At 65.8% G+C, this 17,530-nt stretch carries 7 protein-coding genes; 2 read left to right on the forward strand and 5 right to left on the reverse strand.

Translation table 11 applies throughout. From position 1 onward, the window contains the following. The first annotated feature begins 292 nt into the window (after positions 1 to 292). Positions 293 to 3,133: a TonB-dependent receptor gene (locus NHH88_27155; GenBank protein USX13296.1), complete on the forward strand. Its 2,841-nt coding sequence runs from the start codon at positions 293 to 295 to the stop codon at positions 3,131 to 3,133. A 179-nt stretch (positions 3,134 to 3,312) separates the two neighbouring features. On the opposite strand, the gene NHH88_27160 is transcribed toward NHH88_27155, so the two are convergent. The 5 genes from NHH88_27160 to NHH88_27180 form a co-directional block, all read right to left on the reverse strand. Then, the gene (locus NHH88_27160) at positions 3,313 to 6,231 is read right to left on the reverse strand and encodes a TonB-dependent receptor (GenBank protein USX13297.1); all 2,919 of its coding nucleotides are present in this window, start codon (positions 6,229 to 6,231) and stop codon (positions 3,313 to 3,315) included. Positions 6,232 to 6,511: 280 nt separating this feature from the next. Next, positions 6,512 to 7,591, reverse strand: a complete 1,080-nt coding sequence (aroG, locus tag NHH88_27165) for a 3-deoxy-7-phosphoheptulonate synthase AroG (protein ID USX13298.1) — start codon at positions 7,589 to 7,591, stop codon at positions 6,512 to 6,514. A 350-nt stretch (positions 7,592 to 7,941) separates the two neighbouring features. Next, positions 7,942 to 9,402 (reverse strand): metalloprotease TldD, encoded by a 1,461-nt coding sequence (gene tldD, locus NHH88_27170; protein USX13299.1) that lies wholly within the window; start codon positions 9,400 to 9,402, stop codon positions 7,942 to 7,944. A gap of 43 nt (positions 9,403 to 9,445) precedes the next feature. Continuing rightward, positions 9,446 to 10,243, reverse strand: coding sequence for a carbon-nitrogen hydrolase family protein (locus tag NHH88_27175; protein USX13300.1), 798 nt, complete (start codon positions 10,241 to 10,243; stop codon positions 9,446 to 9,448). Positions 10,244 to 10,292: 49 nt separating this feature from the next. After that, positions 10,293 to 14,501 (reverse strand): TIGR02099 family protein, encoded by a 4,209-nt coding sequence (locus tag NHH88_27180; GenBank protein ID USX13301.1) that lies wholly within the window; start codon positions 14,499 to 14,501, stop codon positions 10,293 to 10,295. A 180-nt stretch (positions 14,502 to 14,681) separates the two neighbouring features. Between NHH88_27180 and glnE the strand changes: the two genes are divergently transcribed. Next, positions 14,682 to 17,468 (forward strand): bifunctional [glutamate--ammonia ligase]-adenylyl-L-tyrosine phosphorylase/[glutamate--ammonia-ligase] adenylyltransferase, encoded by a 2,787-nt coding sequence (glnE, locus tag NHH88_27185; GenBank protein ID USX13302.1) that lies wholly within the window; start codon positions 14,682 to 14,684, stop codon positions 17,466 to 17,468. Positions 17,469 to 17,530: the final 62 nt, after the last annotated feature.

The following is a 17,530-nucleotide window of genomic DNA, read 5'->3' on the forward strand; positions in this document are numbered from 1 at the left end:
TTGATCCAGTTTCATCGTGATTAATTCCGCACAAACATTGCACCACCGGCAAACGCACGCGCCGCAGAATCACTTCCGTTTTGATAGCGGCGCCGGGTTTCAATGCGCACTTCCCCGCCCCTCACCGAATTAGAGCGTTTCCGGGCGCGAATTCGGCGCGCGCCCGGGCCGCGCGGGCATGCGCAGCTCTGGCTAGCACGCGACGGCTGACGGATTGACAGTGATTCGGGCCAAATGATTTGATGAGTCAAGAGACCCGCCCGTGTGTCTCGTTCAAATCGGGAGTTAAACAATGATGGTTGAAACAGTATTGTCACGATCGGTACGGTTGATCTGCGCCGGCGGCCTGGCCTTCGGCATGCACGCGGCCGTGGCGCAAACCGGGGACGCGGCTATCCAGCGCGTGGAGATCACCGGCTCGAGCATCAAGCGCATCACCGCCGAGGGCGCGCTGCCGGTGCAGACGCTGTCGAAGGCGCAGATCGAACAGAGCGGCGCGGCCAGCGTGGCCGACCTGATCGCCACCTTGCCGTCGATGCAGGGCTTCACCACCTCGTCGATGTCGGTCAACGGCGGCGGCGGCGGCCTGCAATCGGCATCGATCCACTCGATCGGCGAAGGCTACACCTTGGTGCTGCTCAACGGGCGCCGCCTGGCGCCGGCCACCTCCGGCTCCACCGTCAACCTGGCCAGCATCCCGCTGGCGGCGGTCGAGCGCGTCGAGATCCTGACCGACGGCGCCAACACGCTGTACGGCTCGGACGCGATCGCCGGCGTGGTCAACTTCATCCTCAAGAAAAACCAGACCGACGCCATCATCGAGGGCTCGTACAGCCAGCCGCGCAGCCGCGGCGGGCGCACCCAGACCGCGTCGATCTCCAAGGGCTGGGGCGACATCGAGAAGGACGGCTTCAACGTGCTGGTGTCGGCCTCGCACGACGAAACCAAGGCCTCGTGGGCGCGCGACCGCGACTTTTCCAAGAGCGGCGTGATCCCGTTCTCCGCGAACGGCAAGAACTACAGCCTCTACCAGCTGAGCTCGAACTCGATGCCCGGCACCGCCACCGTCCAGTACACCAACCCGGACCAGTCGGCGGGCAGCGTCCTCTTTAGTCCCAACCTGCTGGCCACCGGCGCCTGCAACGGCAGCAACCTGTTCCGCATCAGCCCGACCCGCTGCCAGTTCGACTACGCCGCCACCGTGCAAAACACCCCGGCCATCAAGCGCGACAGCGTGTTCGCCTCGCTCAATTACAAGATCAACGACAGCGCCAACTTCTTTGCCGAAGCGCTCGGTTCGTCGTTCACCAACACCGCCCAGTACGCGCCGCCGGCCCAGCCGCTGGGCGTGCCGCTCGACAGCGCGCTGTACGCCCGCTCGATCGCGCCGTACCTGGCGCGGGTCGGCGTGCCGGCCGGCGCCACCGTCGACAGCGCGACGATGAGCCTGCGCCTGGTCGACGCCGGCGGCCGCGCCGACAACTACAAAACCGTCGCCAAGCACCTGGCCTTCGGCGTCGATGGCACCGTCAAGGGCTTCGACTACCGCGCCGCGTTCACGCACTCGGAAAACAAGCAGACCGACACCGCCGCCGGCGGCTACATGAGCCTGAACGCCTTCGACGCCCTGGTCACGTCCGGCCAGTTCGATCCGTTCGCGCCGCCGGGCACCTCGCAGGGCGTGCTGGCGCCGGCCGTGCTGGGCATCCTGTTCAACGAGACCAAGTCGACGCTCGACCAGATCCAGGCCAGCGCGACGACCGAAGTGTTCAAGATGCCGGCCGGCCCGGCCCAGCTGGCCGTTGGCGCCGACTTCACCCGCCAGAAATATTCGGAGGCGCCGAGCCCGTACAACCAGGGCCCGAACAAGCAGCAGCCGGACTTCGACGACGCCGTCGTCGGCGGCACCTCCGGCGCGCTGCCGATCGATGCCAGCCGCAAGAACTGGGGCGCCTACGGCGAGTTGCTGCTGCCGGTGCTCAAAAACATGGACCTGACCGCGTCGACCCGCTATGACGATTTCGGCGCCGTCACCAACGACAAGAACTTCGACACCGACGGCAACCTGCTCGGTTCGGGCAAACAGGGCAAGACCGCCAGCAAGGCCACCTACAAGCTGGCGCTGCGCTGGAATCCGGTCGAGATGCTGCTGGTGCGCGCCTCGTACGGCACCGGCTTCAAGGCCCCGGTGCTGACCGACATCGTCAAGCCGCTGGTCAACGGCGGCTCGTCGCAGTTCCATAACTGCCCGATCACCTCGCCGACCGATCCGCGCTTCCGCCTGTGCCACGGCCCGGCCGAATACGCGCTGCTCACCGGCGGCAACGCCGCCACCGGCGAAGGCGCGCTGCTGCCGGAGGAATCGAAGCAGGCCACCCTGGGCTTCCGCCTCGAGCCGATCCCCAGCCTGTCGCTCGGCTTCGACTTCTGGGACGTCAAGCTGACCAACCAGATCGCCACCTTGTCGGAAAACCTGGTGTTCGAGAATCCGACGGTGTACGACAGCCTGCTGCGCAGCTACTTCGACCCGATCCAGAAGCAGGACGTGCTGGTGGCGGCGCTCACGCCGTTCAACCTGTCGACCGCGCACTACCAGGGCATCGACTGGGACCACACCTACCGCACCGGCACCGCGCTGGGCAAGGTGGCGCTGCAATGGACCGGCACCTTCATGACCAAGGCCGAGCAGGACAATCCCGGCACCGGCCTGGAGAAGAACATCGGCCGCTTCAACTCGTACGCCGACGTCACCTTCCGCGTGATCTCGAAGCTGACCGCGTCGCTGCGCACCAATATGTTCATGCATTCGCTGACGGCCAACTACCATTCGGGCTACACCGACCAGGAGTACAACGAGGACAACTCGGTGGTGCGTGAAATCCTGGCCGACGGCTCGCTGGGCGGATACGTGCCGCTGACGCGTCGCGTCAGTTCGTACACCACGTTCGACTGGCAGACCAAGGCGCAGCTGAGCAAGCAGTTCTCGCTGACGGCCGGCATCAAGAACCTGGCCGACATCGACCCGCCGTTCAGCATGCGCAACGCCGGCGGCGGCAACCAGTCGGGCTACGACGGCCGCTACACCGACCCGCTGGGCCGCACGTTCTACCTGACGGGCAATTACAAGTTCTGACGGTGATGATGAAAGGGCTCCTCGGAGCCCTTTTTTGCGTCGCGGGCGAAGCGTGGCCGATTACGGCGTGCCGCCTAATCCGCCCTACGTCTCTCCGTGGACCATTTACGCCTGCGTCACGAGGAGGCACGTAGGGCGGATTAGCGGAGCGTAATCCGCCACGCTCCGCCAACACCGCATCAGAACCGGTAATTACCGGTGATGTAGAACGACCGCCCGCGCGGATCGCTGTAGCGCGCGTCATACCCGAGCTGGTTGCCGCCCCCGGCGTTCTGCAACGTTAACGGCGGATCGCGGTCGAACAGATTCCTGATCCCGGCCGTCAGCGTAAACGCGCCAAAATCATACTTGCCCTGCCAGTCGAACGTGGTGTACGACGCCGTGCGCAAGCCCTCGAACGCCACCGACTCGCCGATGCCGCCATCCGGCGCCACGGCGAAGATCGCCGTGTCGATCGGATACGGCTGGTCGTGGTAGTCCGAGCGGTAATGCGCCGTCAGGGTGTTGGTCAGCTTGCCCGTGACCAGACTCAGGTTCAAATGGCTCTGCAAGCGGAACACCACCGCGTTGTCCGGCCCGAAGCGGCCCAGGTCCGACTGCACCTCGCCTCCCGCCGTGGTGGTGTAGTTCTGCTTGAGCATATAGGTGCCGGTCCAGCCCGCCCGCAAATCGCCGATGCGCGAGCGCAGCCGGTAGGTGAAGTCCCAGTCGATGCCCCGGTAGTTGGCCACGCCGCCGTTGATCGGCGCCAGGATGTAACCGATGGTGGTGTAGCCGGCCGGGTCCGGATACGGATTGACGAACAGCCGCTGGTACGCCTGCGGATTGGCGAAACCCACCTGCTCCGGCACGCCCGCCGACAACACCTGGTTGCGGATCTGTACGTTCCACAAATCCATCCCCAGCGACAGGCCGGCCAGCGGCTCGACCCGGCCGCCGACGGTCCATTGCTTCGACTTCTCCGGCTGCAATCCCTCGGCGCCGCTGGCGCCGTTCGGGCCGGTCAGCAAATCGTATTGCGCCGAGCCCACCTGGCAACCGCGCGAACCTGGGAACGGACACGAATAGCTGCCGGCCGTGCTGCCGAAGAAGGTCGGCGAGCCGGCGATATCGTTGATGTTGGGCGCCTTGAAGCCGGTGCCGTAGGAGGCGCGCAGCAGCACCGTGTCGACCGGCGTCCAGCGCGCGCTGACCTTGTAGGTGGCCTTGCTGAAGTCGTTGCCGACATCGCCGCCGGGCAGGCGCTGGCGCAGCCCGCTGGCGTCGGCCAGCCGCTCGAAGATGTAGCCGCTGTGGGTCTTGTCGTAGCTGTCGTAGCGCGCGGCCACGGTCGCCTCCAGGGTCTTGGTGGCCGGCAGCAGCATCTCGGTGAACACGCCCCAGTTGTCGCGTTTGGCGTCGAACGGCACCTGGCCGTAGTTGCCGCCGACCGGATAGTTGGCCGACGCCGGCTGCGTCGAATACCCCGAGCCGGACAGGATGGTCGGATGGTAATCGGTCTGGTAGCGCGTCTTCGAAAAGTCGCCGCCCAGCGAGACGATGGCCATGCCGCCCGGCAGGCTGAACATGTCGTGCTGGGCCGCGCCGTGCAGGGTGTCGAGCTTGGAGTCGGTCTTGGAGAACACGGTGCCGTTGACCAGCGCGCCGCGCAGCTGTTCGGCGCCGATGCCGGTCACCGGATCGTAGGCGCCGGAGGCGACCAGCGCGGACAGCTTGTCGTAGTCGGAGTAGCCGCCGGCGGCCACATCCTTGAGCTTGGTCTTCGACAGGATCAGGCTGGCGTTCCAGGTCCAGCCGAAGTGGTTGCCGTCGATGCCGGCGGCGAAATGGCGGGCGTCGGTCTGGTACTTGTCGGCGCGCCCGCCGATCAGCACCGAGCGGTAGCCCAGGGTCGCCTCGCCGCTGGGGTTTTCCAGGTTGTTGGCGTCCAGGTAGGGTTGCACATAGCGGGCATACAACTGCGGGAAGCGGTCGGTGGTGTTGACGCCCATCGGCTGCGCCGACGGCGCGAATTGGGCGATCATCGCATAGCTCGACAGCACCAGCTCGCCCCACACCGAGGTCGTGTCGTTGAGCTTCAAGGTGCCTTTGAGCAGGCCGCTGTCGCGGTGCGAGCCGGGAATGTTCTCCACCGTCGCGCCGTAATTGAAGCGGCATTGCGTGCCCTGCGGCCCGGCCAGCGCGCTGCCGCAATTGCCGTTGGCGGCCAGGTAGGGGTTGATCGCCACGCCGCTGGTCTCGACCGTGTCGGCCGAGCCGCGCGGGCGCACGTTGAAGGTGATGTTGGCCGGCTCGGTGTTGCCGGTGCGCTGGTCGAAGTAATACTGGCGTCCGCCGCTGCCGAAGCGGAAGAAGGCGCCGCGCGCCGAAAAGTCGCGTTGCAGCGCCGTCAGCCGTTCCTGCTCCTCGTGGCTGTACGAGGCCAGGATATTCCAGCGGTCCTTCTCCAGGTCGCCCCAGCCCTTGGTAATGCCGGCGCTCGACCACGAGCCGCCGGACTTTTTCGGCTGGCCGTAGGTGGCGGTGATCTCGCCTTTGGTCAGGTCTTTTTTCAGGATGAAGTTGACCACGCCGGCGATGGCGTCCGAGCCGTACAGCGCCGAGGCGCCGTCGGCCAGGATCTCGACGCGCTCGACCGCCTCGAGCGGAATGCTCTCGATGTTGACCGCGTAGCCGCCGCCCTGGCTCGAACCGAGCGCGCTCGGCGCCATGCGCTGGCCGTCCAGCAGCACCAAGGTGTACTTCGACGGCAGCGAGTGCAGCGCGGCGGTGGTGACGCCGGCGCCGCCGCCATTGACCGAGCTCGACGACGGCACGAAGCCCTGCATCGACGGCTGCATCTGGATCAGTTCGGTTGCGGAAGTCGCGCCGCTTTGCCTGATGTCGGCCGCGCTCAACACCTGCACCGGCAACGAACCCTCCCGGGCGATGCGCTTGATCGACGAGCCGGTGATCTCCACGCGCGGCATGATGGGGTTGCCGGTCGCCGCCTCCTGCGCGAGGACTGCGGCCGGCAGGGCCAGCAGGCCGAGCGCGCAATACGCGCCCCCTGTAAACATCAAGCGCAACGAACGGCATAACACTGTTTCCTGCATCATGACCAACCTCCGCAATAGTTTTGGAAAACACCGGTCCAACGCCCGCCGCCGGGGTGGCAACGGGTCGCGTTCTTTGCTGGTGTTTAGTGATTGAGCTTAGGAAGGTGTCCATCGACACCTGGCGTGGTTGATATAAAAACATGCCATGGAATTAAGTGTCAATCGATCTTGAGCTCGATTCGGGGTTCTTACAACAGCGCGGGGAACGCAACGCAAAAACAAACGGCCCCATATGGCGACTGGGGCCGTTTGTGTTTCCTAGGTGTAGCGTTCTACGATTTTACTTCGAGGCGGCTTCCGCTGCCTGCGTGGCAAGACGGCGCTGGCGCACGGCGGCGGCCAGGCCCTGCAGCACCTGCACGCTGCTGTCCCAATCGATGCAGCCGTCGGTCACCGACTGGCCGTAGGTCAATTCCTTGCCGGGCACCAGATCCTGGCGGCCCGCAACGAGGTGCGACTCGACCATCACGCCGACGATGCGGCTGTCGCCGCCGGCGACCTGTTGCGCGATGTCGGCGCACACCGGCACCTGGTTCTCCGGCTTCTTGGAGCTGTTGGCGTGCGAGGCGTCGATCATCAGGCGCGCGGCCAGGCCTTGCGCGGCGATCGCCTTGCAGGCTTCCTCCACGCTCGCGGCGTCGTAGTTAGGCGCCTTGCCGCCGCGCAGGATGATGTGGCAATCCTCGTTGCCGGCGGTCGAGACGATGGCCGAGTGGCCGCCCTTGGTGACCGACAGGAAATGGTGCGGCTGCGAGGCCGCCTTGATCGCCTCGACGGCGATTTTGACGTTGCCGTCGGTGCCGTTCTTGAAGCCGACCGGACAGGACAGGCCGGACGCCAGCTCGCGGTGCACCTGCGACTCGGTGGTGCGGGCGCCGATCGCGCCCCAGCTGATCAGGTCGGCGATGTATTGCGGGCTGATCACGTCGAGGTATTCGGTGCCGGCCGGCAGGCCCAGCTCGTTGATGTCGCGCAGCAGTTCGCGCGCCATGCGCAGGCCGTCGTTGATGCGGAAGCTGCTGTCCATGTACGGGTCGTTGATCATGCCCTTCCAGCCGACGGTGGTGCGCGGCTTCTCGAAGTACACGCGCATGACGATTTCCAGGTCGCCGGCCAGTTCGCGGCGCAGGTGGATCAGGCGGTTGGCGTATTCCATGGCCGCCTTCGGATCGTGGATCGAGCACGGGCCGATGACCACCATCAGGCGGTCGTCCTGGCCGTGCAGGATGCGGTGCAGCGCGATGCGGGCGTTGGCGGCGGTGTGCTCGGCCGCCTCGCTGCAGGCGAATTCGCGGATCAGGTGGGACGGTGGAACCAATTCCTTCATCTCGCGGATGCGCAGATCGTCGGTACGGGGCATGCTGTTCTCCAAGTATTCAAAAATGTCGGGGTAAAAAAAAACCGCCTCATCAGGCGGTTTTTTCAGGATTTGCGGGAACTCGTTTTTACTTCTACGTGCACCGGCCGCTACTCCACCGCCTTGGGGTTGGAATCGCTAAAGTAAAAGTAGCCGGTAAAGAAGAAGTGGGTCATGAACGTGTTCGACAGGTATTGGGTAAATATCGTGGAATGACTATAACGCCAACGCCCAAGGCTTGGCAAGCTATTTCTTGACTAGCTTCAATGGTTACCCGCCGCCAACCCGAACCCCGGATGCCGGGGTCGGACCCGCAGGGTCCGACCCCATGTGGCCGCCGTGCGGGTTTGGGGTTACGCCGTGCCGCCCACCGTCACGCCATCGATGCGCAAGGTCGGCTGGCCCACGCCGACCGGCACGCTCTGGCCTTCCTTGCCGCACACGCCCACACCCGGGTCCAGGCGCATGTCGTTGCCGATCATCGAGACCCGGTTCAACACTTCCGGGCCGTTGCCGATCAGCGTCGCGCCCTTGACCGGATAGGTGATCTTGCCGTTCTCCACCATATAGGCCTCGCTGGCCGAAAACACGAACTTGCCGTTGGTGATGTCGACCTGGCCGCCGCCGAAATTGACCGCGTACAAACCGTTCTTGACCGACGCCAGGATTTCCCCGGGGTCCTTGTCGCCGCCCAGCATGTAGGTGTTGGTCATGCGCGGCATCGGCAGGTGCGCGAACGATTCGCGCCGCGCGTTGCCCGTCACCGGCATCTTCATCAGGCGCGCGTTCATCGTGTCCTGGATGTAGCCTTTCAGGATGCCGTCCTCGATCAGGGTCGTGCACTGCGTCGGATTGCCTTCGTCGTCGATGTTCAGCGAACCGCGGCGATCGGCCAGGGTGCCGTCATCGACCACCGTCACGCCCTTGGCGGCGACGCGCTCGCCGATGCGGCCGGAGAACGTCGACGAACCCTTGCGGTTGAAGTCGCCCTCGAGGCCGTGGCCGATCGCCTCGTGCAGCAGGATGCCGGGCCAGCCCGGTCCCAGCACGACCGTCATCGGGCCGGCCGGCGCCGGACGCGCGTCCAGGTTGACGACCGCCGACTTGACCGCCTCGGTGGCGTAGAAGTCCAGCAAGGTATCGCTGAAGTAACCGTAATCGTAGCGGCCGCCGCCACCGGACGAACCCATCTCGCGCCGGCCGTTCTGCTCGACGATGACCGTCAGCGACACCCGCACCAGCGGACGGATGTCGGCCGCCAGCACGCCGTCGCTGCGGACCACCAGCACCACGTCGTATTCGCCGGCCAGGCCCGCCATGACCTGCACCACGCGCGGATCTTTCGCGCGCGCCATCTTCTCGATGCGCTCGAGCAGCTTGACCTTGGCCGTCGCGTCCAGCGAAGCGAGCGGATCGTTCGGCATGTACAGCGAGCGGCCGCCGGTCGGCGTCATCGCGCCGGCCACCTTGATCTTGCCGGCGCCGGCACGGGCGATGGTGCGGGTCGCGGTGGCCGCGTCCATCAGCGCCGCTTCGGAAATTTCGTCGGAGTAGGCGAAGGCGGTCTTGTCGCCGGAAATGGCGCGCACGCCGACGCCCTGGTCGATCGAGAAGCTGCCGGTCTTGACGATGCCCTCTTCCAGGCTCCAGCCTTCGTTTTTGGTGAACTGGAAATACAGGTCGGCGTAGTCGACCTTGTGCGTGAACATCGCGCCCAGCGTCTTGAGCAGCTTGGCCTCGTCCAGCCCGAACGGCGTCAGCAGGATGTCGCGGGCGACGGCCAGGGTGGACAGGTTGGGTTCAAAAGGCTTCATGATGATGCTCCGGTTCGAAATTATTGCGCAATTGTATGGGGGATCACATCGTGCGGTGCTTGAGCGCCGGCAGGCTCTGGCGCACACCTTCGATGAACAGCGGATCGATCTCGCCCTTGACCACGCCCTCGCCCTCGGCCAGCACGTCCTTGACCGCGCCCCACGGGTCGATCAGCATGCTGTGGCCCCAGGTGCGGCGCCCGTTCGGATGCGTACCGCCCTGCGCCGCCGCCAGCACGTAGCACTGGTTTTCGATGGCGCGCGCGCGCAGCAGGATTTCCCAGTGGGCCTGGCCGGTGGTGTAGGTGAACGCGGCCGGCACGACGATCAGCGACACCGGTCCCATCGCGCGGTACAGCTCGGGGAAGCGCAGGTCGTAGCAGACCGACATGCCGATCTTGCCGAACGGCGCCTCGACCACGCCGACGTTCTTGCCCGGCACGATGGTTTTCGATTCGTTGTACGACTCCGTACCCTTGGTGAAGCCAAACAGGTGGATCTTGTCGTAGCGGCCGACGTGCTCGCCCTGGGCGTTGTAGACCAGGGTGGTGTTGACGACTTTTTCCGGATCGTCTGACGCCAGCGGCAAGGTGCCGCCGATCAGCCAGATCTCCAGCTCGCGCGCCAGCGACGACATGAAGTCCTGGATCGGCCCCTGCCCCAGCGGCTCGGCCACGGCCACCTTGTCGCTGTCGCTCAAGCCCATGATGGCCCAGTACTCGGGCAGCAGCACCAGCGAGGCGCCGCCGTCGGCGGCCTGCGTCACCAGCCGGCGCGCGGTGGCGATGTTCTCCGTCACGGACGGCGAGGAAATCATTTGTACTGCGGCGACTTTAGTCATGGCGGTTCCAATCGTGGCTGAAGCGTAAAGTGATCGCTGGTTGTGCAAATTATTGCGCGCCCTTGGCGGCCTGCGGCGGATCCGCCCTGGCCCCGTCGAGCTTGGTGACCACCGGCGCCTTCCACGGCCCGGTGACCTGCATATGATAGGTCAGCGCCCGCATCACCGGTGCGCTGAGGAAAAGCTGGGCCAGGAAGCTGCCGAGGCCGATGACCGGGTTGACGGCCAGCGCGTAGACCAGCGGCGCCGTGCCCAGGTTGACCTCGGGAATGACGACCACGTGCAGGTTGGCGGTCTCGTTGGCGATGTCGGCGGTGCCGTCCATCAACACCGTGGCGGCCACGCCGTGCATTTTCAAGTTGTCGGTCTTGGCGATGCCTTGATGGATGCTGGCATTGGCGGTGATGCCGTCGAACGCCAGGCCCTCGGAGAAGACGTCGTGGAAATCGAGTTTGAGCAGGCGCGGCAAGGCTTGCAGGCTCAGCACTCCCAGCAGCTTGGCGGCGCCCGGGTCCTGCTTGAGGAACTGGCCTTTTTCGACGTTCATCGTTATCTGGCCTTCCAGGCTCGGCAGGTCCAGCGAATATGGCAGGCCCTTCCAGGCGATGTCGCCGCTGAGCGAGCCCTTGCCGTTCCTGAGTGTGCCGACGAAGCCGAAGCGGTCCAGCAACTTGCCGGCGTCGGCGATGTCCAGCTTGAAGTTGAGGCTGGTGTTGTGCGCGCCTTCGCGCGTGACCCATTTGCCGGTGCCGGTCAGCTCGCCGTCGGCGTTGGTCAGCGACAGCTTGTTGATGCGCCATTCGCGCGCCTTCTCGCTCGGCAGTTGCGCGTTGCTGGCCTGTAGCTCCAGCTGCCCCAGCGGTTTGTTGAACAGTTCGAGGCGCTCGACCACCACATCGAGCGCGGGGATGGACGCGGCCGCGCTCTTGCCGTCCGACAGCAGGTCCTGCACCTCCTTCGACGCCGACGCCGGGATCACCAGCGACGACAGGCGCGCCGTCACCTTGCCCAGGCCATGGCCGGTGGACGGTTCGCTCCAGGTCAGGTAGCCGTTGGCCTGCGTGGAATCGATGCTGGCCTGCCACACCGTCTTCTGGCGGCTGACGCCGACGACGACGTTCTCCAGCTTGCGGTCGCCGATGACGAGTTCGATGCTGCGGGCGGCGATGGTGTCCGGCACCACGTATTGGGCGAAGTCGGTGGCGTCGGCCGGGGCGGCGGCGTCCGCTGTCGCCGGCTCGTTCTTGCCGGCCACGCTGCTGCCGAAGTCCAGCCACGAATCGACGTTCAGCGCCGGCAGGCTGATGTTGACCGCCAGGCCGCTGTCGGGTTCCGGCGCCGGCGTGTTGATGCCGATGCCGCCGCGCACCAGCTTCCATGGCGACTTGACGATTTTCTGGCGCTGGTAGCGCGCCGCGATGCTGGTGCCCAGCGCGATGCGGATCTCGTCGTGCAGCGAATTATTGGCGTCCGGCGTCAACCCGCTGGTCAGCAGAAAGCGCAGCGGCATCGCGTCCGGCGCCGCCTTGTTGACCGGGGCCGGCAAGTCCAGGCCCAGCCCGGCCAGGTTGGAATCGACCGCCACCGTCAGCTGGTGGTCGCGCACCGTCACCGTGCCGTTGTAGCGCGTGGCGCCGGAGAAATGGCTGCCGAGGCGCTGCATCACCGGCATCGTATAAGTCTTGCGGAAACCGTCGGCCGTCAGCATGCCGCCCAGCTTGATGACGATGGCGTTGTCGCGCTGGGTGCCGCCGGTGATGGCGATCGGCCCGTCGAGGAAGATGCCCGACAGCTGGTTCAGGTTCACGCCGTGCTCGTTGAATTCGATCTTGCCCTGCGCCGCCTGCACCGGCGGCAAATCGTTCATCAGGGTGATGTCGTTGTTATTGAGCTGCAAGGCGCCCTGCACCTTGGCGTCGATCATGTGCGACAGCGGCAATTGCAGCTTGAGCGCCAGGGTGGCGTTGCCGCTGGCCTGGGTGTCCTCGGTGAAGTGCGAGATCCAATTCAATACCGGGCTGTTGGCGACATATTTGAGGAATTCCTGCATCGGCGCGGCGGCGTTGCCGTCGATCTCCAGCATCGAATCGTGGATCGTCAAGTCCGGGATCACGGCCTTGACCTTGGTCAGCGCGGCGCCGCCGGTGCTGGCCGTGTCGCCATGGATTTCCATGCGGGCACGGTCGAACACGAAGCTGCCCTTGATGTGCTCGGCCTGCGGCCACAACGGCAGCGGCTTGCCGTCCTTGCCCAGCACCTTGCCGTCATGCAGGTAGTGATTCGGCGAATAATTCAGCTTGCCCTCGGTCAGCTTGCCGGCGACGCGGAACTCGCCGCGCGCCGCGTGCTCCCCATGGAAGGGGAAATGCGCCAGGTCGCCGCGCAGGCGCACGCTGACGTCGCTGGCGACGCCGCCTTCCAGCGCGCCGGTCAACCAGGCGCGCAGGTCGTGCGGCGTCTGCATCGGCAGGAAACGGTCGATGCGGTTGAGCTCGAAGTTGTCCAGGGTACCGGTCAGGTCGGCCTTGCCCATGCCCTTGCCGGCCAGCGGCATCGTGTGCGTGCCGCGCAAGGTGCCGCTCAGCCCCTGCTGCAGAAAGGCCATCTCGTCGATCTGCAACAGCAATTGGTTGTCCGGTTCGAACGACCAGCGCGCCTTCAGGTTCAGGCGGTCGAACGGCATGGCCGCGTCGCTGAACTGGTCCGGCATCTGCAATACCAAATTCTGCGAATCCAGGCTGAAGCGCCCCCCCTTGTCGGTGGCGTCGATCGATCCCGTCAGGTTGTCGAAACCGGGAACGCCGGGCACGGCGGCGGTGGCCGGCGTCCTGCCCGTCTTCGGCTGCGCCGGACGCGGCGGCTGCGGCTGCAGTCCCACGCCCACCAGGTCGCCCTTGACCCGGTACGACTGCACTGCCGGGAAGGCGCCGGTCCATTCGGCCGAGAAATTGCGCAGCAGGCCGCGCGGGGCGGCGTCGGCCAGCAGCTTGCGCCGGCCGGCCGTCAGCGGCAGGCGCTCGGCCAGGCCGGCCACCGTGCGCAAGTCCAGCTGCGGCGCCCGCAGCTGGAATTTCTGCGGCCTGGAGGCGGTGGCCGCGACGAAGGTTTCCGACAACGAGGTCGGCGCCATCACCAGGCCGTCGCTGGTGGTCAGGGTCAGATTGGTCAGCGCGATGCTGTGGCCGCGCTCGCCGAACTTTTGCCCGGCCGCGCCCTTGGCCACCGGGGACGCCAACGGCGGACTGTCTTCGCGGGCGGCGATGCGGCCGGTCAGTTCGCGCAGGTCCAGCTGCGGCAAATCCTTGCCCAGCACCGCCGAGACATCGCGCAGGCCGACATCGGCGGTCACGGCCGTCAAGCGCGACTGGTCGAACCCGAGCCAGGTGCGCAGCGAGCCGCCGCCGCTGTTCAGCACGAACGGGAAATCGATCCAGGCTTTCCAGGCGGCGACGTCGGTGTCGCGGATGTCGGCGTACAGCTCACCCTTCCACATCGACACATTGGACACGCGGCTGGCGAAGGCGGGATGGGTGAAGTCGGCGCGCACGTCGAGCGGCGCGGCCAGCGCCGCCGGCGGCGTGGCCTTGAGCGCGAGCTGGTGGCGCAGCCACTTGTTGCGCAGCACCAAGGTGACGCCTTCCAGCGCCAGCGGTGGCGCCGCCCGCTGCTTGTCGGTCCAGCGCACGCGGCCGTCGCGAATGACGATCTCGCGCTGCGACAGCAGCCAGTCGGCGGCCTTGCCGTCGCTCGGTTTATTGGGGTCGAGATACATGCCCGCCGCGTACAGGCGGCCGTCGGCTTCGCGCCGCAGGTCGAGGTCGGGACGGGTCAGCACCAGCGATTCGAAACGGGGACCGCCCGCCAGCACGCTCCACCACGACAACGTGGCCGACACGCCGGGCAGCGCCAGCGCCTGCCGGCCCTGGCTGTCGTGCAGCACCACATCACCCAGGTACAGGCTGGGGCGCAAGCCGTTCCAGGAAGCGTAAATGCGGGAAATGGTGACCTGGTTGCCGGCGGCGCGGCTGGCGGCGCGCTCGATATCGCCCTTGTAGTGGTCGATATTCGGCAGCACGGCGTAGCGCAGCACCAGGAACAGGATGGTGAAGGCGAAATACAGCAGCAACAGAAGCTTGACCGAGAACCCCAGCACATGGTGGGTGGCCACATTGCAGAAGCGGTAGGCCGCACGAAGCCGATGCCAGCGGGCGGCCAACGGCCCCTCGTCTGTCACGCTCTCCTCTTCTTGTTTTTGCATCAATAAGCTAATAAATCAGGCCATGCGTCAAATAAAATCGCTACACTCGGTTTTTTCAAGCTTCCCAGCCTGCGCATTCTACCGCATCGCACCGCTAACACAGCGCCTGTTAGCCCTTGTTGCGCCGGTTTTACGTGTCCGGCGGAGGCCAACTTATTCGCATCGGGACAATAGCCGCCAATGAACGCAACCGCCGTTACCTCCACAGTCACCCAGCTTGTCACCCCGTCGGCCTCGCGCTTCTATCAACGCTGGCTGGCCGCCGCGCCCGACCGCGCCGCCAAAGCCGATGAAATCACCCAGGTTTCGCTGGCCCAGATCGACCTTGAGGACTATCTGGGCAGGGAAGCGGGCGCCGTGCCGGCGGGCGCCCCGCCCCTCCCGCTGCAGCGCGCCATGCGCCGGTTGCGCAATCTGCTGGTGTGCGGGCTGATCCGCCGCGACCTGGAGGGCCGGGCCAATCTGGCCGAGGTGGTGGAAACCATGACGCGCTTCGCCGATTTCGCCATCCAGCAGCATCTGCGCGAACTGACCGTCGAGATGACGGCCGCCCACGGCACCCCGACCGGGCGCGAATCGGGCCAGCCGCAGGAGCTGATCGTGCTGGCGATGGGCAAACAGGGCGGCCGCGAGCTCAACGTCTCGTCCGACATCGACCTGATCTTCGTCTATCCGGAGGATGGCGACACGGTGGTCGTTGCGCCGGGCCAGCGCAGCCTGTCCAACCACGAATATTTCATCCGCCTGGGCAAGAAGCTAATCGCGGCCATCGCGGAGATCACGGAAGATGGCTACACGTTCCGCGTCGATATGGCATTACGGCCGAACGGGGGCTCCGGTCCGCTGGCCGCCAGCTTCAACATGGTGGAGCAATATCTGATCGTCCAGGGCCGCGAATGGGAGCGTTACGCCTGGGTCAAGGCGCGCGCCGTCACCGGCCACCCGGACGAAATCGCCGCGCTCGACGCCATCGTGCGGCCGTTCGTGTTCCGCCGCTACCTGGACTTCGGCGTCATCGACGCCATCCGCAATATGCACGCGCAAATCCGGGCCGAGGTGAACCGCCAGGAGCGGCTGCACCCGGACCGCAGCAACAACGTCAAGCTGGGCCGGGGCGGCATCCGCGAAATCGAGTTCCTGGCGCAAGTGTTCCAGCTGATACGGGGCGGGCGCGACGCCGCGCTGCGCGACCGCTCGACCCGCACCACCTTGCGCATCATCGCCGAGAAAGGTTTGTTAAGCCACGCCATCGTCTACCAACTACTGGCTTCGTACACCTTCCTGCGCAATCTGGAACACCGCCTGCAATATCTGGACGACGCCCAGACCCATACCCTGCCGGCCAACGAGGCCGACCAACTGGTGGTGGCGCAGATGATGGGCCTGCCCGACGCGGCCACCCTGCTGGCCCAGCTGGAAGCCCACCGCCAGTTCGTCGCCGGGCAGTTCGACGAAATGTTCTCCGACAAGACCAGCGGCAGCGACAACGACATCAATCCACAATCGAGCAACGAATGCGCCGATCCCGACAACCGCGACGCCATGATCGCGCGCTTCGCCGAACTCGGTTTCGACGCCCCCGAGGTAGCGACCAAGCGCCTGATCGCCACCTGGCAGGCGCCGCGCCTGCAATCTTTGCCGGAAGCGAGCCGCAACCGGCTGCTGGCCCTGGTCAACGCGGCGCTGCCCTTGATTATCCAGTGTTCGGCCGAGTCGAGCGGCGGCAACCAGCTGGCCACCCTGGGACGGCTGCTCGACTTCCTGGAGGCGGTGGCGCGCCGCTCGGCCTATTTGTCGCTGCTGACCGAGTATCCGCACACGCTGGCGCGGGTGATCCGCATGGTCCACGCCAGCGGCTGGGCCGCGCAATTCCTCAGCCTGCACCCCATCCTGCTCGACGAACTACTGGACGACCGCGTGCGCAACGCCGTGTTCGACCCGGTCAGCCTGGCCCAGGATCTGGAACTGCAGCTGGCCGCCGCCCCCGGCGACACCGAGCGCCAGATGGATATCCTGAGGGAAATCCACCACGCCCAGCTGTTCCACCTGCTGGCGCAGGACCTGGCCGGCGACCTGACGGTGGAAAAGCTGGCCGACCATCTGTCGGCGCTGGCCGACAAGATCGTCGAGGCCGCCATCAAGGCGATCTGGCAGACCATCGCCACCCGCCACCGCGAAGTGCCGCGGTTCGCCGTCATCGCCTATGGCAAGCTGGGCGGCAAGGAACTGGGCTACGTCTCCGACCTGGACGTGATCTTCCTGTACGACGACACGGACCAGGACGCCCCGGCCCAGTACGCCAAGCTGGCGCAGCGCTTTATTACCTGGATGACATCGCAAACCCCGGCTGGCACCTTGTTCGACATCGACACGGCGCTGCGCCCGGACGGCGCCAGCGGCATGATGGTGTCGAGCGTGGCCTCGTTCGAGAAGTACCAGAACGGCGCCGCCTGGGTATGGGAGCACCAGGCGCTGACGCGCGCGCGCTTCTGCGCCGGCGACGCCGCCATCGGCGAACGCTTCGAGCGGATCCGCGAGGCGGTGCTGCGCAAGGAACGTCCGGCCGACGGCCCGCTGAAGCGCGAAGTGGTGGCCATGCGCAAACGGATGGTGGACGCCAAGCCGAACCACAGCCAGCTGTTCGACCTGAAACAGGACCCTGGCGGCATGATCGACATCGAATTCATCGTCCAGTACCTGGTGCTGCAACACGCCTCAACCTATCCCGAACTGACGATCAATATCGGCAACATCACCTTGCTGAAGATGTTCGGCGAGCTCGGCTTGATCCCCGCCGACCTGGCCGCCAAGGTCGGCGACGCCTACCGGCAGTTACGCAAGCTGCAGCACCAGCTGCGTCTGCAGGGCCAGGATCTGGCCCGGGTCGACCCGGCATCGATGGCCGCCCACGTTCCGCACGTGTTAGCCCTATGGCACCTGATCTTTGGAGAAAACGTTGCCGAGTAACAACGGGGCGCTGGATTAAGTGAAGTACTATGTACAGTCAGAATAATGAGAGCGCAACCTCG

It is taken from the genome of Oxalobacteraceae bacterium OTU3CAMAD1, assembly GCA_024123915.1.
In the GTDB taxonomy this organism is placed as follows: Bacteria; Pseudomonadota; Gammaproteobacteria; order Burkholderiales; family Burkholderiaceae_D; genus Rugamonas.